The organism is Bradyrhizobium sp. sGM-13, from assembly GCF_018398875.1.
Classification (GTDB): domain Bacteria; phylum Pseudomonadota; class Alphaproteobacteria; order Rhizobiales; family Xanthobacteraceae; genus Bradyrhizobium.
Genome location: NZ_JAGWDK010000007.1, coordinates 225,354 through 244,756 on the forward strand (window position 1 = coordinate 225,354; position 19,403 = coordinate 244,756).

15 protein-coding genes and 1 pseudogene are annotated in these 19,403 nt (G+C 62.7%); 7 read left to right on the forward strand and 9 right to left on the reverse strand.

Annotated elements, in window-relative coordinates; genetic code table 11:
- Positions 1-493: 493 nt before the first annotated feature.
- Positions 494-1,148 (forward strand): annotated as a pseudogene (locus KJQ96_RS13305) (TAXI family TRAP transporter solute-binding subunit); the annotation flags it as partial.
- Between the two features lie 140 nt (positions 1,149-1,288).
- Here KJQ96_RS13305 and KJQ96_RS13310 read toward each other — a convergent pair.
- Positions 1,289-2,167 carry a DUF6537 domain-containing protein gene (locus tag KJQ96_RS13310; RefSeq protein ID WP_213287036.1) on the reverse strand — a complete coding sequence of 293 codons (879 nt, stop codon included), beginning with the start codon at positions 2,165-2,167 and terminating at the stop codon, positions 1,289-1,291.
- 17 nt (positions 2,168-2,184) lie between these two features.
- The gene (locus KJQ96_RS13315) at positions 2,185-2,850 is read right to left on the reverse strand and encodes a Crp/Fnr family transcriptional regulator (protein ID WP_028351732.1); all 666 of its coding nucleotides are present in this window, start codon (positions 2,848-2,850) and stop codon (positions 2,185-2,187) included.
- Between the two features lie 250 nt (positions 2,851-3,100).
- Between KJQ96_RS13315 and KJQ96_RS13320 the strand changes: the two genes are divergently transcribed.
- The 3 genes from KJQ96_RS13320 (at position 3,101) to KJQ96_RS13330 (ending at position 6,264) form a co-directional block, all read left to right on the forward strand.
- Complete coding sequence (locus tag KJQ96_RS13320) at positions 3,101-3,877, forward strand: enoyl-CoA hydratase/isomerase family protein (protein WP_213287037.1); 777 nt, start codon at positions 3,101-3,103, stop codon at positions 3,875-3,877.
- A gap of 262 nt (positions 3,878-4,139) precedes the next feature.
- Positions 4,140-4,400 (forward strand): hypothetical protein, encoded by a 261-nt coding sequence (locus KJQ96_RS13325; RefSeq protein ID WP_213287140.1) that lies wholly within the window; start codon positions 4,140-4,142, stop codon positions 4,398-4,400.
- A gap of 229 nt (positions 4,401-4,629) precedes the next feature.
- Positions 4,630-6,264 carry a hypothetical protein gene (locus tag KJQ96_RS13330; RefSeq protein ID WP_213287038.1) on the forward strand — a complete coding sequence of 545 codons (1,635 nt, stop codon included), beginning with the start codon at positions 4,630-4,632 and terminating at the stop codon, positions 6,262-6,264.
- Positions 6,265-6,440: 176 nt separating this feature from the next.
- Here the strand turns inward: KJQ96_RS13330 and KJQ96_RS13335 are convergent, their stop codons facing one another.
- The 7 genes from KJQ96_RS13335 to KJQ96_RS13365 form a co-directional block, all read right to left on the reverse strand.
- Positions 6,441-7,154 (reverse strand): nitroreductase, encoded by a 714-nt coding sequence (locus KJQ96_RS13335; protein WP_213287039.1) that lies wholly within the window; start codon positions 7,152-7,154, stop codon positions 6,441-6,443.
- A 107-nt stretch (positions 7,155-7,261) separates the two neighbouring features.
- A complete protein-coding gene (locus KJQ96_RS13340) occupies positions 7,262-8,509 on the reverse strand; it encodes an acyl-CoA dehydrogenase (protein ID WP_213287040.1) in 1,248 nt (415 codons plus the stop codon).
- A 107-nt stretch (positions 8,510-8,616) separates the two neighbouring features.
- The gene (locus KJQ96_RS13345; RefSeq protein WP_213287041.1) at positions 8,617-9,864 is read right to left on the reverse strand and encodes an acyl-CoA dehydrogenase; all 1,248 of its coding nucleotides are present in this window, start codon (positions 9,862-9,864) and stop codon (positions 8,617-8,619) included.
- Between the two features lie 115 nt (positions 9,865-9,979).
- Positions 9,980-11,107, reverse strand: a complete 1,128-nt coding sequence (locus tag KJQ96_RS13350; RefSeq protein ID WP_213287042.1) for an acyl-CoA dehydrogenase family protein — start codon at positions 11,105-11,107, stop codon at positions 9,980-9,982.
- A 172-nt stretch (positions 11,108-11,279) separates the two neighbouring features.
- Positions 11,280-13,151 (reverse strand): AMP-binding protein, encoded by a 1,872-nt coding sequence (locus KJQ96_RS13355; RefSeq protein ID WP_213287043.1) that lies wholly within the window; start codon positions 13,149-13,151, stop codon positions 11,280-11,282.
- Between the two features lie 305 nt (positions 13,152-13,456).
- Positions 13,457-14,215 carry an SDR family NAD(P)-dependent oxidoreductase gene (locus KJQ96_RS13360; RefSeq protein ID WP_065747553.1) on the reverse strand — a complete coding sequence of 253 codons (759 nt, stop codon included), beginning with the start codon at positions 14,213-14,215 and terminating at the stop codon, positions 13,457-13,459.
- 76 nt (positions 14,216-14,291) lie between these two features.
- Positions 14,292-14,954, reverse strand: coding sequence for a TetR family transcriptional regulator (locus KJQ96_RS13365; protein ID WP_213287044.1), 663 nt, complete (start codon positions 14,952-14,954; stop codon positions 14,292-14,294).
- 160 nt (positions 14,955-15,114) lie between these two features.
- Between KJQ96_RS13365 and KJQ96_RS13370 the strand changes: the two genes are divergently transcribed.
- The 3 genes from KJQ96_RS13370 (at position 15,115) to KJQ96_RS13380 (ending at position 19,367) form a co-directional block, all read left to right on the forward strand.
- On the forward strand, positions 15,115-16,287 hold the full coding sequence (locus KJQ96_RS13370) for an acetyl-CoA C-acetyltransferase (protein WP_213287045.1): 1,173 nt from the start codon (positions 15,115-15,117) through the stop codon (positions 16,285-16,287).
- A 193-nt stretch (positions 16,288-16,480) separates the two neighbouring features.
- Positions 16,481-18,019, forward strand: a complete 1,539-nt coding sequence (locus KJQ96_RS13375; RefSeq protein ID WP_213287046.1) for an acyl-CoA synthetase — start codon at positions 16,481-16,483, stop codon at positions 18,017-18,019.
- 166 nt (positions 18,020-18,185) lie between these two features.
- Positions 18,186-19,367 carry an alpha/beta fold hydrolase gene (locus KJQ96_RS13380; RefSeq protein ID WP_213287047.1) on the forward strand — a complete coding sequence of 394 codons (1,182 nt, stop codon included), beginning with the start codon at positions 18,186-18,188 and terminating at the stop codon, positions 19,365-19,367.
- The last annotated feature ends 36 nt before the right edge of the window (positions 19,368-19,403 follow it).

The following is a 19,403-nucleotide window of genomic DNA, read 5'->3' on the forward strand; positions in this document are numbered from 1 at the left end:
CGCCCTTTGGCTGGGACTGACGAGATGGCGAAAAAACCGGGGCCTAGGCTGTCAGCGCAATGTTCTTGTCAAACCCGGACTATTCGAACGTTGCATTATTTATGACATCTCCCGCGGCGGAATGCACCTGTGGGTAGTCTGAAAATCGCACGGTGTGGCGGAACTGCGATACTGCGGCAACCTCGCGCCGCGCGGCCCCGGGGGTAAGGTTGCCCGGCCGGCGCGGTCTGCAATCCCCTAGGAGAGGGCTACCATCGGCTGGCGGGCAAAATTATCATTCTTTTGTATATATTTACGAATTCATTCGGACGGCCCGCGACGCCAGCTCAGCCGGCGCAACGCCCCTGCCCCCGGGTACGAGCCATGAGTGCTGAAGCCCCAACGCCGCATCCGAAAATGCCGCGTCGCCGCATGCGGGCGGTCAAGAGCAACCGGACCCAGATCCTGCTGTTTTCCATCCTGACGCTAGTCCTCACCGCCGTGGTGTGGGGTGGCCGGAATGCTGTCCGCCTCCCCAGCCGTCCCTGCGGAAGACATTGAGACGATCGGGCTCGAATGGCTGCTGGTCGCCCAATCCAAGCTCTCGACCACCACCGTGGGCGATCTTGCGCGGATCATCTACGAGAATAAGGCCGAGCTTGCGCTACCCGACGGCTTCGCCTCCAAGATCGAGCCGGCAGAGACCGACAAGGACGCCTTCGTCGTGGCGCATCCGGGCGCTGCCGAATACATCAACCACGACACCAAGTCCTTTGTCGAGCGCTACAGCGATTTGATGTATGTGGCGCTATTGGCGCTCAGCGTCATCGGCTCGATCTTTGCCGCCATCTACGCCAAAGTCACCCGGATCGCACCGGAAAAGCCCAGCCAACTCGCGACGGCGATCCTCGATATCGGCGAACGCGAATACGCCAACTCTTTCGACGCGCTCGACGAACTGCAGGACGGCTGGAAGCGATCCTGCGCGGCTGGTGATCGGCTTGCGCGACGGCACCATCAGTAGCGATGGGCTGGATACCCTCAAGCTCGGCTATGAATTCGTGCGCGACGAAATCGGCCTGCGCCGCGAACATCTCAAGCGGCATGCCGCGCATGATCATCCGCAGGACGACAAGGTCGTGGTCGTGAAGACCGCGCAAAGCGCGTAAACCCGAGTTCTTGTAAGGTGGGCAAGAGAGCGCCAGCGACGTACCCACCATCTACCCATGCGGGAGGTCCTGACGGTGGGCACGCGGAGCCCGTCATCGGGCGCGCATTCGCGCGAACCGGTTGCTTTGCCCACCTACAATTAACGAACTGCCGTATCCGCACCGGCGGACACCCGTGCCCTTATCTCGGCGATCTTGCGTTTAAGCGCGGTCTGCCGCGGGTCGGGCGAGACGGCGGCGCGCGCTTCGGCTATCGCGCCGGCGAGATCTGACAAGGCCAGCACGCCATCGAAGGTCGGCTTGGCCAGCCCGTCGATGATCGCGTTCCAGTCCGCCATGCCCTGCCGATAGACGTCGCCATAGCCCTCGATCATGGTCGCGGTCTGGATGATCGTGGGCGCGGCCTGGGGCTGTTTGGTCAGGCTGCGGTCGATCATGTGCAGCCAGCGTTCGACCCAGACCCGCTCCTTGGCGTAACGCACTGAAAGCAGCCGCCATCGCCGCAGCCCCGCCTCGATCTTGAGGCGGCGAATGCCAAAGCGACTTGCCGTACTAAAGCGGATCGAGACACGCTTGTGCGTCCATCCCACCCACTCCAGCGCATCGAGCAGGTATTCGGCGATGACGGCGGGAAGCGCGCCGATCAGCTCTTCAAGCCGGAATTTTTTGACCTCGACGGACCCGGCCGACGCACCGGGCGGGCCGTGCAGTTCGGCGAGCTTGAGCTGCGCGATCCGGATCGGGTCCTGATAGCTCATGCGCATCGCCATCAGCCGCGCTATTTCGCCGAGCATCACGTCGTCAACGCCTCGCTTGCCGATGAACCGCCGCAGCCGGTCGACATAGAGGCGGGCGTAGCCCGGGCCCTGATAGTCGATGAGGAGATGGATGGCCTCGCTCGCCACCGCCATCACCGGCTCCGGCAGTCCTTCGGGCAGGAACGGCGGCTCGTCGTCATCGTCGCCGATGAAATCGGCGAAGAGATAACGCAACGACGACAGAATACCGCGGTCTGACACTCCTTGGGCTCCGGCCTCTACGCGGGTTTCGGCTCGGCTGCCGGCGCAGACTGCTGTGCCAGTCGCCGCTCAAGCGTTTCAATATTCTGAAACAGCCGGGCACTCGACAGCCGCAGGAAATAGAAGCCGAAGGCCGGGTTCTGCACGTAGAGCTCCTCAACCTTGGTGTAACTGACGCTGAGGATGAGGCCGGATTCGACGCATTCCAGCGTCTGGGTTCGCATGTTCGACGGCGACAGCATACCGAGCTCGCCAACGATGGCGCCGACCGGCAGCACGATGCCGGATTCGACCAGCTTGAACTTGCCGCTGACGATATAGAGCATGTCCTCGGCCTTCTCATCCTTGTAGAACAGGATTTCGCCGGCCTGGCATTGGCGCTCGGTCATGAACGGCTTCAACCATTCCATCGACAGATCGCTGTTGACGGATTTTTTGACGTCGCGCACCAACTGCAACATCTGGTGCAGCCGATAGGAATTAACCAGCAGCATGATCAACTGCACCACCATGACCAGGTAGTTTCGGGCGGGAATTGCGGTGATGATGAGGATGACGTTGGCGAGAATACCGAAGACCCGCAACGGGATCATGGTCTTCATCGTCGTGGTGGCAACGACGAAGATCGTGGCAAACAGCGCACCGGCCGTTCCCGCGTGTTGTGCCAGATGAGACGTATCCATTGGAGGCCAACCAATTTTCTTCAGGGAGTGATCTAAATTCACGCACCCGCTATCGTAATGTCCGCGGGCTTGCTTTGGTATACGAGGAAAACGCGACTATTTGTCGGGATTCTCACCTTTCCGGGGTAAAATTCACCGCAATGACGCTTGCTGGACAGTGCCGGCCGCGGCCTGGGTTTTAACAAGGCATTTGGCGGTCCTCCCGGCCCGACGGCGTGCCAAGACAGACAAAAGAATAATGGAGAACAGAATGTCCGAAGCGGCGAGCGCACCAGTCCTCGATATCAGCGGCCCGCGCGCCACCATCCGCCTCAACCGGCCGAAACATCTGAACCGGCTGCAGAGCGAGGATCTCGGCGAACTCATGAAACTGTTCGACCGGATCGAGGCCGATCCCGCGATCCGCGTGCTGGTGCTGACCGGCACCGGCCGCGCGTTCAGCGCCGGCTATGATCTCAATTCGGTCGCGGACCGAGCGATCAGCGAGAAGGAACAGCCGAGCGCGGGATCGGCATTCGAAGCAGTGGTCGATCGGCTCGAGGACCTCGGCGTGCCGACGATCTGCCGGCTCAATGGCGGCGTCTATGGCGGCGCGACCGACCTGGCGCTGGCCTGCGATTTCCGTATCGGGGTCGATACGGCCGAAATGTTCATGCCGGCGGCACGGCTCGGCCTGCACTACTACAAGAGCGGAATTAAGCGCTACGTCTCGCGGCTCGGCGTCGACAATGCAAAGATGCTGTTTCTCACCGCGCAAAAAATCACCGCGCCGGAAATGCTGCGGATCGGTTACCTCACTGCCATAGTGCCGGTGGCGATGCTGGACGAGGAAGTGGATCGTCTCGCCGCTATCCTGGCCGGCAACGCGCCGCTGGCGATGCGCGGCATGAAGCGCGTCATCAACGAATTCGCCCGCGGCAAGCTTGACGAAGAGGCCGCCGACCTCCGCCACCGCGAGAGCATGCGCAGCGCCGAGATCAAGGAAGGCATCGATGCATTCGCGGAAAAGCGGCCGCCGAAATTCTGAGGCCCGCGTTCCCCGGATTCTGCGCAGCGCGCCGTCCACGCGGCGTGGTGCGCTGCATGCCGGGGTCCACTGGGTCCCGGCTCAGCATCGGTCATTTCATGCCGCGCCGCGTCCGGGACATGATATTCGCTTAGTGCGATCACCACGAAACACTCCTGAAACACGATTCTCCCCGTCGCCCGTGAACGCAAGCCGCGCCTGATCCGACTGATGGGCAGGGACGCAACAACGGCTTCGTGCCAAGCAACTGGAGAAAATGAGTATGTTTCGCAAGGTTACCCTCGGACTGATTGCCGCCGCCTCGCTGACCATTGCCGCTGCAGCGCCCGCTTCCGCCGGCGGCTTCTACCACGGCCCTCACTGGGGCCATCATTGGGGCCATGGCTACGGTTGGGGTCCTGCCATCGGCGTCGGCTTCGGCGGCGTCTATGTCGACACCGGTTTCAACGGCTGCCTGCAGCAGCGCTGGGTCGAAACCCGCCGTGGCATGCGCCTGCGCACCGTGAACGTCTGCGCCTACTGATCGAACTAGCGTTTGAAAGAAAGATCCCGGTCGCGCCAGCGACCGGGATTTTCCGCTTGCCTGATACGTTGACCCCTGCCTGCTGCAGCCATATTGTGGCGCCTGCGGTGCAAGCCGCGCCCGGGCCCGCGGGAAGGGTTGAACCCACTTGCAGCTTTCGAGCGACACCTAGAGCCTTTGTGCAGCCGGTATTGCGGGCCGTCGGCGATGTCATGCACGGAGGTGTCTGATGAACCGGTCTCCCGATCGATTGAATCTCGATCATCTGAAGAAACAAGCCAAGGAATTGATCCGCCTCTATCGAAGCCGCAACCCGGAGGCGATGGCGCGGTTTCGGCATGCGCTGCCGGCGGCGGCCGGCCGCAGCGACGGCGATATTGCATCTCTCGAACTTCGCCTGCATGACGCGCAATCATGCCTCGCCCGCGAGCACGGTTTTGCTTCCTGGCCCGACCTGAAACAATACGTCGAAGTGCAGATGGCAGCGCGCAACGAGCGCGCCACTCGCGTTCTGCACTGGGCTCAGCTCATCTATTCCGGCGACGTCAGCGGCGCGGCCAACCGCGCCAACCCGCGCGTCGCGCTGCGCATCCTGGCCGATGATCCCGAACTCGTCGCGGGCGATCCTTATCTCGCCTGCGCGACCGGCGACGAAAGCGCACTGCGGCGAGCGACACAGGCCGATCCGGCCTTGATCAACCGTCCCGGCGGCCCGCTGCGATTACCGCCGCTGTTCGCGGTCACGCATTCGAGCCTGCTGCGCGTGGAAGAATTTCGCGAGCGCCTGCATCGCTGCGTGCAATTGCTCATCGCTGATGGCGCCGACGTCAACCAGCACATCTACAGCCGCTGGCCGCCTGGATCGCTGAACGAGCCCGACCAACGCTATCCGCTCTCGACGCTCTATGGCGCGGCCGGCAGCAACCATGATCCGGTGCTGACCAAATTGCTGCTCGAAGCGGGAGCGGATCCGAATGACGGCGAATCGCTTTATCATTCATTGGAGAGTCCGGCGTGCACGCAGCTATTGCTGGAGCACGGCGCGCGGATCGCGGAGAGCAACGCGATCTACCGCTCGATCGATCTCGAAGACGACACCGCGCTAAAACTGTTGCTGCAGCATGGCGGCGATCCGAACGAGCCGGCGCGGAACGAGCCGCTGACCGATTGGGGCTCACCTTTGGCATGGGCGATCTACCGCCGGCGCCCCCGCCATGTGAAGGCATTGCTGGAGGCTGGCGCCGATCGGTTTCGGCCAACCGCTGACGGCATCAGTCCCTACAGGCTGGCGCTGCAGTTCGGCCTCTCCGATGTTGCAGTCCTGCTGCGCGAGGGCGAACCTGATGTTTCCGACGAAGAGCGCTTCGTCGCCGCATGCGCGCGCGGCGACGAAACCGATGCGCGAGCGATCCGCTCGCGGCGGCCGGACCTGCCGGCCTCGTTGTCGCCGGCACAGTTGCGATTACTGCCTGACATGGCCGCGGCCGGCGCCGATGACGTCGTCAAGATGATGGTCAGGCTCGGCTGGCCGATCGCGGTGCGCGGCGGCGACTGGGAAGCATCCGCGCTCAACCTCGCGGTGTTCCGCGGCGATACCGCGCTGACGCGCTTCCTGCTTGAACACGGCGCTGATTGGACCGAGCAGCACGGCCACGGCGACAATGCCTGCGGCACCTTGGGTTGGGCGTCCTGCAACGAACCGGTCGAGGGCGGCGATTGGCTCGGCTGCGCACGCGCCCTGCTCGATCACGGCATGCCGGGCGCAACGGCGATTCCAGGCGATCCCGAGTGGGTGATGGTCGCCGGCATGCGAAAACGCTTTTCCGACGAGGTCACCGAGGAGCTGCTGGGTCGCGGAGTTTGAACATTTTGCCCCTCTCCCCTCGTGGGAGGGGGTGGCTTCGCGAAGCGAAGACGGGTGAGGGGTTGTCTCCGCGGATGGAGGCCCCTCATCCGGCGCCATAGCCGATGCAAAGCATCGGCGTTCTAAGAGACGGCCATAGGCCGCCTATGCCACCTTCTCCCACAAGGGGAGAAGGGCTACTCGTCCACAAACGTAACCGTGTCCGCCACACTCGCGCGCGAGGTGCGGTAACTGTTGACCTTGTGGGCGTGGTCGGCATAGCCGAAGGAAATGCCGCAGACCACGCGCCGGTCATCCGCCAGATTGAAGTGACGCCGGATCAATCCGGAATGTCGCGCCAATGCTGCCTGCGGAATGGTGCCGAGGCCGAGCGCCTGCGCCGCCAGCATGAAATTCGAGACATAGGCGCCGCAATCGACCGCGCCATAGATGCCGAGCGGCTCATCGGTGTGGATAACAGCGACATGCGGGGCGCCGAAGAAATTGTAGTTCTCCAGCGCCTGTTTGGCGTAGGCCATCTTGTCGCCTCTGGCGATGCCAAGCGTGTTGTAGAGCTGAAAACCGCTCTCGCGGCGGCGTTCGAGATAGACGCCGAGATATTCGCGCGGTGGCGGGAAATCATGATCATCTTTCGCGCCGGAGGCGGCTTCGGCATAGATCGCCTTGCGAAACTTTTCCTTGGCCTCGCCGCTGGCGATCAGCACCTGCCAGGGCTGGCTATTGCACCATGAGGCCGTGCGCTGCGAGACCTTGACGATATGCTCGATGGTCTCGCGCGGCACGTCTCGCGGCAGGAACGCGCGCACGGAGTAGCGCTCGTTCAGGAGGTCTTCGAGCATGCCGATGCGGTCTGCCGTCTCGTAACGGGTATTCGGCACTTTCGCATCCATGGCGCTTCCCTTTTTGTCATTCCGGGGCGCGCATAGCGCGACCCGGAATCTCGATCCGAAACCTCTGGATTCCGGGTTCGCCGCTTCGCGGCGCCCCGGAATGACGGTTAGCCTCTTCCCTTGGTCGGGATCTTGTTAAACGGCACGTCCTTGTCGACGCGGATATCGCCGGGCAGGCCGAGCACGCGCTCGGCGATGATGTTGCGCAGGATCTCGTCGGTGCCGCCGGCGATGCGCATCGAGGGCGAGGACAACAGCATCTGCTGGAACTGACCGCGCGCCATTTCCTCATCCGCGCCGGTGAGCGCGCCGGCCGCGCCCTGCAGGTCCATCGCATAGGTGGCGATATCCTGCAGCATCGAACCCGACACCAGCTTGCCGATCGAATTTTCCGGGCCCGGCCGTTCGCCCTTCGACAGCGACGAAATCGCGCGGTAGCTGGTGTATTTCAGCCCGCTCGCCTTCACCGCCCAGTTCGCGAGTTTTGAGCGCGTCGCGGGATCGTCGATCGCAAGCCCGTCATCGGTCATCAGGTTGGAGCAGAACTCGAACATCTCGGGGAAGCCCGTCGCAAGCCGCGAACCGATCGACATCCGCTCGTTCATCAACGTGGTCAGCGACACGTTCCAGCCGTCGCCGACCGCGCCGAGCCGTTGGCTGTCGGGAATCACCACATCGGTGAAATAGACCTCGTTGAACTCCTGCATGCCGTTGGCCTGCTTGATCGGCCGCACCTCGACGCCCTTGCTCTTCATGTCGAGGAAGAACATCGTCAGGCCCTTGTGCTTGGGCACATTGGGATCGGTGCGCGTGATCAAGAGGCCGTAGTCGGAGTAGTGCGCGCCTGAGGTCCAGATCTTCTGTCCGTTGACGATCCAGTTGTCGCCCTGCTTCTCCGCGCGCGTGCGAAGCCCCGCGACGTCAGAGCCGCCGGCGGGTTCGGAGAAAAGCTGACACCAGATGTGTTCGCCGGAAGCGAGCTTCGGCAGATAATGGCGCTTATGCTCCTCGCTGCCGAACGCCATCACCGTCGGGCCGCACATTCCCTCGCCGATCTGGAACGGCTGCGTCAGCTTGCCGTAGACGCCCTCTTCCTGCTGCCAGATCACTTTCTCGATCGGGCTGGCGCCGCGGCCGCCATATTCCTTCGGCCAATGCAGGCAGGCCCAGCCGCCTTCGGCCTTCTTCTTCTGCCAGGCCTTGCCGACGTCGACGATGTCTTCCTTCTCCAGCCGGATGCGGCCGAGCGAGGATTTTGAAAGCTCCGCCTCGTATTGCTTCGGCGCGTTGGCGTCGATCCATTTGCGGGCGAGGCTACGAAATTCGGCCTCTTGCGGCGTATCGTCGAAGTTCATTGCGTCTTCCTTTTTTGTTCTGCGTAGGGTGGGCTAAGCGAAGCGAGCCCACCATCTGAGTGTGACGCGGTGGGCAACGCCTACGTGTTGCCCACCCTACAAATTCGTTACGTCCTTCCCTTGGTCGGGATCTGGTTGAACGGCACGTCCTTGTCGACCCGGATATCACCCGGCAAGCCAAGCACGCGCTCGGCGATGATGTTGCGCATGATCTCATCGGTACCGCCTTCGACGCGGGTGCCCGGCGCGCGCAGCAGCATCGCCTGGAATTTGCCGGCGACTTCGGCGTCTTCCGGCCCGCTCAGCACGCCGGCGGCGCCCTGCAGGTCGAGCGCATACATCGCGACTTCCTGGACCATCGATCCCGCCACCAGCTTGCCGATGGAATTTTCCGGCCCAGGACGCTCGCCCTTGGAGAGCGCCGAGATCGCGCGCATGCTGGTGTATCGGAGGCCACTGGCCTTCACCGCATAGTTCGCCAGCCTCGAACGAACGCTGCGATCCTCGATTGCGGGGCCATCTTCCAGCACTAGGCTGTTGCAGAACTCGAACAGTTCAGGGAAGCCGGTCGCGACGCCGGCGCCGATCGACATGCGCTCGTTCATCAGCGTGGTCAGCGAGACGTTCCAGCCGTCATTGACGGCGCCAAGTCGCTGCGAGTCCGGGATCTTCACGTCGGTAAAATAGACTTCGTTGAAGTCGGACTGGCCACTGGCCTGTTTGATCGGCCGCACCTCGACGCCGGGGCTCTTCATGTCCAGGAAGAACATGGTCAGCCCCTTGTGCTTCGGCACATTGGGATCGGTGCGCGTCAGCAGGATGCCGTAATCGGAATAATGCGCGCCCGAGGTCCAGATCTTCTGGCCGTTGATGATCCAGTCGTCGCCCTTCCTCTCGGCACGGGTGCGAAGCCCTGCGACGTCGGAGCCGCCGGCGGGCTCGGAGAATAGCTGGCACCAGATCTTCTCGCCGGAAGCAAGCGGCGGCAGATATTTGCGTTTCTGCTCCTCGCCGGCATAGGCCATCATGGTCGGCCCGCACATGCCGTGGCCGATGATGAACATGCCGGAGAGCTTCCCGAACGGTCCCTCCTCCTGCTGCCAGATCACCCGCTCGATCGGCGAGGCGCCGCGGCCGCCATATTCCTTCGGCCAGTGCAGGCAGGCCCACCCCGCTTCGGCCTTCTTCTTCTGCCAGGCCTTCGCGACCTCGAGAATGTTGGCGCCCTTCAGCACGGTGCGGCCGAGCGAGGACTTTCGAAGTTCTTCCTCATATTGCTTCGGCGCGTTTGCTCGTATCCACGCCCTGGCTTCGGCGCGGAACGCGGCTTCCTGCGGGGTGTCGTCGAAGTTCATGTTTTCAATCCTCGGCGGCTTCGTAGGAGGGGTAGAGCGAAGCGAAACCCATCATCCTCAGCCCGCGGTTTGATGGGTTTCGCTGCGCTCTACCCATCCTACGGTTCTCACAAGCTTAGGCCGCGTTCTTCTTGCGCATGCGATCAATCAACTGATCTTCCCAATACGACAGGCTGCCGAGCGTCAGCGCTGACGCGTTGGCGCGGCGGTAGTACATGTGGCAGTCGAACTCCCAGGTGAAACCCATGCCGCCGTGAACCTGGATATTGTTCTTGGAGCAGTGCTGGAACGCCTGCGTCGCGCTGATGCGCGCGGCCGCTGCGGCTTCCGGCAATTCCGACGCGTTGGTCGAGAGCGCCCAGGCGCCGTAATAGCAATTCGAGCGAGCCAGCGTCGCCGAGACGTACATGTCGGCAAGCATGTGCTTCACTGCCTGGAACGAGCCGATCGGCCGGCCGAACGCGATACGGTCGAGCGCATAGTCGCGGCCCATTTCCAGTGCGCGATCGGAGCCGCCGACCTGCTCGAACGCCAGCAGCACGGCGGCGCGGTCGAGCACTTGCGTGAGGATGCTCCAGCCGTCGTCGGCCGCTCCCAGCGGTTCGGCCTTCGCTTTCGTGAAGGTGAACTCGGCTTGCCCGCGCGTCGGATCGATATTGGTCAGCGGCTTCGCCTCGACGCCGCCGGCTTTGAGGTCGACCAGGAACAACGAGATATCGGAATCGCGACCGGTTGAACCGGTACGCGCGGCAACGACGGCAAAATCGGCAATCGCGCCATCCGGCACCGGCCTCTTCACGCCGTTGAGCGTGCCGCCGGAAGCCTGCAGCTTGATCGCCTTCGGTGACGGATTGCCCTTGCCTTCGAACAGCGCCAGCGTGCCGATCGCCTCACCGGAAGCGATTTTCGGCAGCCATTTCTGCTTCTGCGCATCGGAGCCGGCCAGCAGCAGCGCCTCGGCGGCGAGATAGACCGTGGAGGAGAACGGCACCGGCGCATTCGCGCGGCCCATTTCTTCCGCGATCACGCAAAGTTCGAGATGGCCTGCGCCCGCGCCGCCAAACTGTTCGGGAATTGCGACGCCGAGGAAGCCCATTTCGGCGAGGCCTTTCCATAATTCCTTGTCGTACGGCGCCTTGCCGTCGAGCACCTCGCGCACGGCCTTCGGCGGGCATTTCTCAGTGAGAAATTTCCGCGCCGCGTCGCGCATCTGTTTTTGTTCGTCGGAGAAATCGAAGTTCATGGCGTGTTACTCGCGTTGTGTGTGGTGTATCTCTTTGGCTCGTCGTCCCCGCGAACGCGGGGACCCATAACCACCGGCGTTATGCTTTATCCGGAACTAGCTCCAACCTAACATTGAAAGGCCTCGGAGTATGGGTCCCCGCGTTCGCGGGGACGACGATGGAGCGTGATTCTCATTGCAGCACAATCACGTCGTCTCCCGGCTTGTCGGCGTAAAGCTTCTCCACCATCGCGGCGCGGCGTTCGAGGCCGGCGCGCTGGTTGATGTAGCCCTTGTCGGTGAGTTCATTGCCGTCGATTGAGGGCGGCTCGGCCATCAGCATGGCGCGGGTAATCCGCATGCTGCTGCCGGTGGCGGAAGCATTATACGCTTCCAAGCCACGCTTCAGGCAGGCGATCACCTGGGGATGCTTGACCACCTGCTCAAACGTCGCATCGGGATTCCCCACGATCTGCCGGCAGGCGTGCAGATTGGGCCAGGCCAAAAGTCCGATGAACGGACGATCCTGCCCCGTGACCAAAGCGTCGTGCACGACCGGCGTCGCGGCCGCGATGGCGTCGGTGCGCAATGAGCCGACATGGACGAAGGTGCCGGTCGTGAGCTTGAAGTCTTCGACAACGCGCCCGGCAAAGATGATGCCCTGCAGCGGATCGTTGTCATCGACGAACACGCCGGCATCGCCGATGCAGTAAAAACCTTCCTCGTCGAACATCTTCTTCGTCAATTCAGGCTGGCCGAAATAACCCGGCGTGACGTTGATGCCGCGCAGGCGCAATTCGTACTTGGAGCCGCACGGCACCATCTTCAGCTCGACGCCGGGAAACGGCAGGCCGATCAGGCCGACACGCTCGGTGTCCCAATAGGTGCCGGTCGAGGTCGGCGCGGTCTCGGTCGAGCCCCAGCCGGTGTAGAACACGATGCGCTCGCCGGTGGTCTTCACCGCTAGCGCCTGCATGCGGTCGTAAAGATCGTCCGGCAGCCGCGCGCCGCCATAGGCCATCACGGTCAGGTTCTTGAAGAAGCTGCGGCACAGCGCGTCATCCTTCTCCATCGCAGCGGCGAGCGCGGCATAGCCGGCGGGGACGTTGGCGTAATAGGTCGGCGAGATCTCGTGCAAATTGCGGATGGTCTCGTCGAACTGGCCGGGCATCGGGCGGCCGTCGTCGATGTAGAGCGTGCCGCCGTCGATCAGCGCCGGGTTGAACAGCGCATTGCCGCCCATGGTGTGATTCCAGGGCATCCAATCGAGATAGGTGGAAACCGGCCCGTTCGGGTCGCGCGGGCGCACCTGCATCATCATCGCCGCGTTGGCGCACATCATCTCCTGGGTGTTGATGACGGCCTTCGGCATGCCGGTCGAGCCCGAGGTGAACAAGAGCTTGCCGACGGTCTTTGGCGTGATCTTTGAAATCGAGTCTTCGACATCTTTGGTAGCCGGCGTTGCCGCGAGCTCGGCAAACGACACGCTTCTGATACCTTCGCAGGGGCGCGCGACGTGAACCACAGTGACGCCGGCCAGGTCGATTGCCCTGAGCGCCTTCGCAAAGGTCGGACCGTCCTGCACCATCACGACCGCAGGCTTGATCAGGCTGAAGAGATATTTGAGCTTGAGATGATCCTGGCTCATCAGCGAATAGGCCGGCGACACCGGCGCGGCCGGCAAGCGGGCCTGCATCGCGGCCTGCGTCATCAGCGCGTGCTCGATGGAGTTGCCCGAGAGGATCGTGACGGGACGGCCTGCTTCGAGGCCAAGGTTGAGCAGGCCTTGCGTCACCCCGTCGACGACGCGCTTGGCTTCGCCATAGGAGACTTTCCGCCATTGCCGCTCAGCGCCGCCGCGTTGCGCCAGCCAGATGCGCTCCGGCGCTTGCTTCGCCCATTTCGAAAGCGCCGCCGGAATGTGCTTCTCGTAAGGCTGCAGCGGAATGCGCGACTTCAGGATGATGATGCCATCGGGACGACACTCGACCGCGATGTCGCGCGGCAGCCATTCGACCTTGCGGAAGGCCGGCTTTGTCAGCACCTTTGCTGCACTCCCACTCATATTGCGTCTCCCGGAATTCTTGTCCTTTGCGGATCTTGTCGTCATCGCCTGATATAGACAGGCTTTCGCTTTTCGAGGAAGACAGGCCGGTCGAGCGTGACCCAGTTGACGCCGTCTTGGTGTTCGATCAAGAGCGGTTGAGTCACGCGGATCTCCCATCCATCGTCGTCCCGGCCAAGCGAAGCGCGAGCCGGGACCCATACGCCGTGCCGTATCGATGAGGCATGGTGGCAGAGACCTTCTGCAACAAGAGCCGCCGCGGAGTATGGGTCCCCGCTTTCGCGGGGACGACGGTAGTGCGTGCCTTACCGCGGCGCCATGCGGATGGCGCCGTCGAGACGGATGGTCTCGCCGTTGAGCATCGCGTTCTCGACGATGTGCACCGCGAGCGCGCCGTATTCGTCGGGCTCGCCGAGGCGGGCCGGATGCGGCACCTGGGCGCCAAGGCTCTTGCGGGCCTCTTCGTTCAGGCCCATCAACAGCGGCGTGAAGAAGATGCCGGGGGCAATCGTGTTGACGCGGATCTTCAGGCTCGCGAGATCGCGCGCCGCCGGCAAGGTTAGGCCGACGATGCCGCCCTTCGAGGCGGAATAGGCGATCTGGCCGATCTGGCCTTCATAGGCCGCAACGGAAGCGGTGTTGATGACGACGCCGCGCTCCTCGCCAACGGGGGCCGCGGTGGCGAGCCGCTCGGCGAACAATCGCAGCGCGTTGAAGGTGCCGATCAGATTGACGTTGATGATACGGACAAACTTTTCCAAGGGATAGACGCCGTCCTTGCCGACCACGCGCTGCGAGCCGCCGATGCCGGCGCAGTTCATCAGCACGCGCGCGACACCATGAGCAGCTTCCGCCTTGGCGATCGCCGCCTTCATCTGCTCCTCGCTGGTGACGTCGGCATGAAGGGCTACACCCTTCACTTCGGCCGCGACCTTCTCGGCATTCTCCTTGTTCTGGTCGAGCACGCCGATCTTGGCGCCCTTCGCGGCCATGGCGCGGGCGGTCGCTGCCCCTAAGCCGGAGCCACCGCCGGTGATGAGAACGGCAACGTCTTTCAACTGCATTTTGAGAACCTTTCCTTGGGTGTTTTCTTCTCTAGTTGGCGAATGGCGAATAGCGAGTGGCGAATGGATCCATTCGCTATTCGCTACTCGCTATTGGCCCCTTCCCTGCTTCCAGCATGCCGCCGCAGATCAGCGCTTCCATGTGCTTGATGTATTCGCGGCAGACTTCGTCAGTGACCGGGCCGACCCCGGTCGCGCGCGACATCGCGTGGCGGCCGAAGAACAGGTGATCGCAGGCGCCGATCAGGCTGGTGTAGAACAGCACCGGATCGATATTCCGGAATTCGCCGGCCTTGACGCCCTCGGCGAGCAGGCGGCGATGAAAATCCAGCAAGGGCGCAACAAAGAATTGCGAGACTTCGTCGGCGGCTTCCGGGCTGCTCTCGTGCAGGAGATAGTGGATCAGCCGGTTCATGTAGGGGAACTGGTGATAGGCGCGGATGATGCCGCCGATATGCAGGCGAAGCTTTGCCGTCGGCGAGATCGGCTGGCTGATCAGATATTCGAGCTGCGACATCTCGGTCGCGGCGTCCCGGGCCAGCAGCGCCAGCAACAGCCCGTCCTTGTTGCCGAAATGGTATTTCACCAGCGCGGCGTTGACGCCCGACTTCTGCGCAATGTCGGACAGCGAGACCTCGATCGAGGCGCGCTCGATCATCAGCTCGCTCGCCGCCACGAGCAGCTTCTCGGCGGTGGTATTTTTGCCGCTCGGGAGCCTGGCCGGTACGCTGGTATTCAACTGTCATCCCATCACTGCTGAGGGGCGGGAAATCTGGCCGCACATAAGCGCATGCCGCGGCTGCACTCAAGAGTTAATTGATTGATTGACTAAATCCCGCTGCCCCCCTTAAATCCGGCCCATCTTTCCAAGCCACAAACAACATTCAGGGAGAACAGACATGGCCGAGGCCTATATCGTCGCCGCCGCACGCACTGCCGGTGGCCGCAAGGGCGGACGTCTCGCAGGCTGGCACCCGGCCGATCTCGCCGCTTCCGTGCTCAATTCGCTGGTCGACCGCACCGGCGTCGACCCGGCCCAGATCGAGGACGTGATCATGGGCTGCGTGATGCAGGCCGGCGAGCAATCCAACAACGTCGCCCGCAACGCCGTGATGGCCTCGAAGCTGCCTGAGAGCGTGCCCGCCACCTCGGTCGACCGGCAGTGCGGCTCGTCGCAGCAGGCGCTGCATTTTGCGGCGCAGGCGGTGATGGCCGGTTCGATGGACATCGTGATCGCCGCCGGCGTGGAATCGATGACGCGGGTGCCGATGGGGCTTGCTTCGTCGCTGCCGGCCAAGAACGGCTTTGGCCATTACAAGAGCCCGGGTATCGAGGCGAAATATCCGAACATTGTGTTCAGCCAGTTCACCGGCGCGGAAATGATGGCGGAGAAGTACGGGCTCTCCAAGGACCAGCTCGACGAGTACTCCTACAACAGCCATCAGCGCGCGATTGCTGCGACGCAAGCCGGCAAGTTTAGGGATGAAATCGTTCCGCTGCAGATTACCCGCGCCGACAACTCGACTGACACCCACCATATCGACGAAGGCATCCGCTTCGACGCGAGCCTCGACGGCATCCGGGGCGTCAAGCTGATCGCCGAGAACGGCAAGCACACCGCCGCCAGCGCCAGCCAGATCTGCGATGGCGCTTCCGGCGTGATGGTGGTCAACGAGAAGGGCCTGAAGTCGCTCGGCGTGAAGCCGTTGGCGCGCATCCATCACATGACCATGATGGGCGGCGACCCCGTGATCATGCTGGATGCCCCGCTGCACGCCACCAAGCGGGCGCTGGAGAAGGCCGGCATGTCGATCGACGACATCGACCTGTTCGAAGTGAACGAAGCCTTCGCGGCCGTGCCGGTGGCGTGGCTGAAGACGACGGGCGCCGATCCTGACAGGCTCAACGTCAACGGCGGCGCGATCGCGCTCGGCCATCCGCTCGGCGGCTCCGGCACCAAGCTGATGACCACGCTGGTCAATGCGCTGAGGCAGAACAACAAGCGCTACGGCCTGCAGACCATGTGCGAAGGCGGCGGCATGGCGAACGTGACGATCGTGGAAAGGCTGTAAGCTGCAAGCAAGGTCCGCATCTGCGGCCGCACAAACGACGGTCGTCCCGGCCTTGAGCCGGGACCCATAACCACAGATGGTCGTGGTTACGCCGAGCTGGAGCTCCAGCTCGCTTTAAAAATTCACATCAGTGGTTATGGGCCCCTGCGTTCGCAGGGGCGACGAAAAATAATAATCACCCGAGGAAACATTTGTGACCCACCCCTCCATCCATGCCCGCACTACGCCGAACAAGATCGCCTATCAGATGGCCGGGACCGGCAAGGCGATCACCTATCGCGAGCTTGACGAGCTATCGAACCAGGGCGCGCAATTGTTCCGCAAGCTCGGGCTGAAGGCCGGTGACCACATCGCATTCCTGATGGAAAACCGCCTGGCATTCATGGAAATCTGCTGGGCGGCGCAGCGCTCGGGGCTCTATTACACCGCGATCAGCCGCTACCTCACCGAGGAAGAGATCGCCTATATCGTGAAGGATTGCGGCGCCAAGGTTTTTATCACCACGCCGCAATGCGCCGACAAGGTTAAAGGCCTGATCAAGGGCGAACCCGGCGAGCCGCTGTTCTTTATGGTCGACGAGCCCGCGCCGGGATTCCGCTCCTGGGACAAGGAAGCGATCGCAATGCCTGTGACGCCGATTGCGGACGAGGTCGCCGGCTATGACATGCTGTATTCGTCCGGCACCACCGGCCGGCCCAAGGGCATCAAGAAGGAGCTCGAGGGCAAGGCGATCGACGTGCCGAATCCGCTCCTGAAAATTCTCTGCGCCGACATGTGCGGCATGTCGTCCGACAGCATCTATCTGTCGCCGGCGCCGCTCTATCACGCAGCTCCCCTGCGCTTCAACATGATGGCGATCACGCTCGGCGGCACCTCCATCATCATGGAGCATTTCGACGCCGAGGAATTCTTGAGGCTGGTCGAGAAGTACAAGGTCACGCAGTCGCAGCTCGTGCCGACCATGTTCGTGCGCATGCTGAAGCTGCCGGACGAGGTGCGCGCGGCTTATGACGTCTCGACGCTGAAAGGCGCGATCCACGCCGCCGCCCCCTGCCCGGTCGATGTCAAAGCGAAAATGATCGAATGGTGGGGACCGATCCTGATCGAATATTACGCCGGCTCCGAAGGCAACGGCGTCACCGTTTCAACTTCGCAGCAATGGCTGACCCATCGCGGCACCGTCGGCCGCGCCGTGGTCGGCAAGGTGAAAATCCTCGACGAGAATGACGAGGAGAGACCGACCGGCGAAATCGGCACGGTCTATTTCGCCGATGCGCCTGTTTTCACCTATCACAACGATCCCGAGAAGACCAAGAAGGCCTACAACGCCAAGGGCTGGTCGACGCTCGGCGACGTCGGCTACCTCGACGCGGAAGGCTATCTCTATCTCACCGACCGCAAGAGCTACATGATCATCTCCGGTGGGGTAAACATCTACCCGCAGGAGACCGAGGACATCCTGATCACCCATCCTGCCGTCTCCGACGTCGCCGTATTCGGCGTGCCGAACGAGGAAATGGGCGAGGAGGTCAAGGCCGTGGTGCAACCCCACGACATGGTAAAAGCCGGCAAGGATCTCGAGGCCGAACTGATCGTGTTCTGCCGAAAACATCTGTCGCCGATCAAGTGTCCGAAGAGCATCGACTTCGAGGCGGAGCTGCCGCGCACGCCGACCGGCAAGCTGGTGAAGCGCCATCTGCGCGACCGGTATTGGCCGAAGGCGAAGACGTAAATCTCTCTATTGTCGTCCCGGTGAACGCAGGGATCCATAACCACCGCTGTTGACCGCTTTACAAAGCTGGGGCCACAGCCTCTTATCGCTGCAAACATTTGTGTTTATGGGTCCCGGATCGCGCTCGCTACGCTCGCTTGTCCGGGACGACAAGGAGGTCCGCCGGATGAGCACAACAGATTCCCTCCCCGAGATCCCGCTGCCATCCACCATCCGCTCGCGCTATGTCGATGGCATCAACGGCTTGCGCATGCACGTGCTGGAAGCCGGCTTCGAGACACCCGGCCGTCCGTGCCTCCTGCTGCTGCACGGCTTTCCCGAACTCGCCTATTCCTGGCGTAAGGTGATGCCGGTTCTCGCCGACGCCGGCTATCACGTGATCGCGCCGGACCAGCGCGGTTATGGCCGCACCACCGGATGGGACCCGGATTACGACGGCGATCTCGCCTCGTTCCGCCTCCCCAATCTGGTGCGCGACGCGCTGGGGCTGGTGTCGGCGTTCGGTTACGCAAGCGTCGATGCCGTGATCGGGCATGATTTCGGCTCATCGGTCGCAGCATGGTGCGCATTGATCCGCCCCGACGTGTTTCGCTCGGTCGTCATGATGAGCGCGCCGTTCGGTGGGCCGCCCTCGCTGCCCTTCAATACGGTGGATGGGCCGGCCAAGCCCGCAGCAGAAGATCCCATTCATCGCGATCTCGCCGCGCTGCCGCGCCCGCGCAAGCATTATCAATGGTACTATTCGATGCGCGAGGCCAATGACGACATGCACCGCGCGCCGCAGGGCGTGCATGATTTCCTGCGCGCCTACTACCACCACAAGAGCGCCGACTGGAAAGCCAACCAGCCCTACCCGCTGAAGTCCTGGAGCGCGGAAGAGATCGCAAAGCTGCCGACCTACTATGTGATGGACCTCGCCAAGGACATGGCGGCCACCGTTGCCGAGGAAATGCCGTCGGCCGCGCAAATCGCCGCCAACAAATGGCTGCCGGACAGTGAGCTTGCCTTCTACAGCGCCGAGTACGAGCGCAACGGATTCCAGGGCGGGCTGCAGTGGTATCGCTGCGGCACCTCCGGCGCGTTCGTGCCGGAATTGCAGATATGGTCCGGCCGCACCATTGACGTGCCGTCCGCTTTCATGTCGGGCAGGCAGGACTGGGGCACCTATCAGCGACCCGGCGTCTATGAGGCGATGCAATCGAGAGCCTGCACCAACATGATCGGCTGCCATCTCGTCGACGGTGCCGGTCACTGGGTGCAGCAGGAGCAGTCCGGCGAAGTGAGCCGGTTGCTGATGCAATTCCTGCAGCAAGCAAAGGAAAACGCAAAGACAAGGGCGACCCAGTAGGGTATCGGCAAGAGAGGACCGCCGCTGTACAGCTAT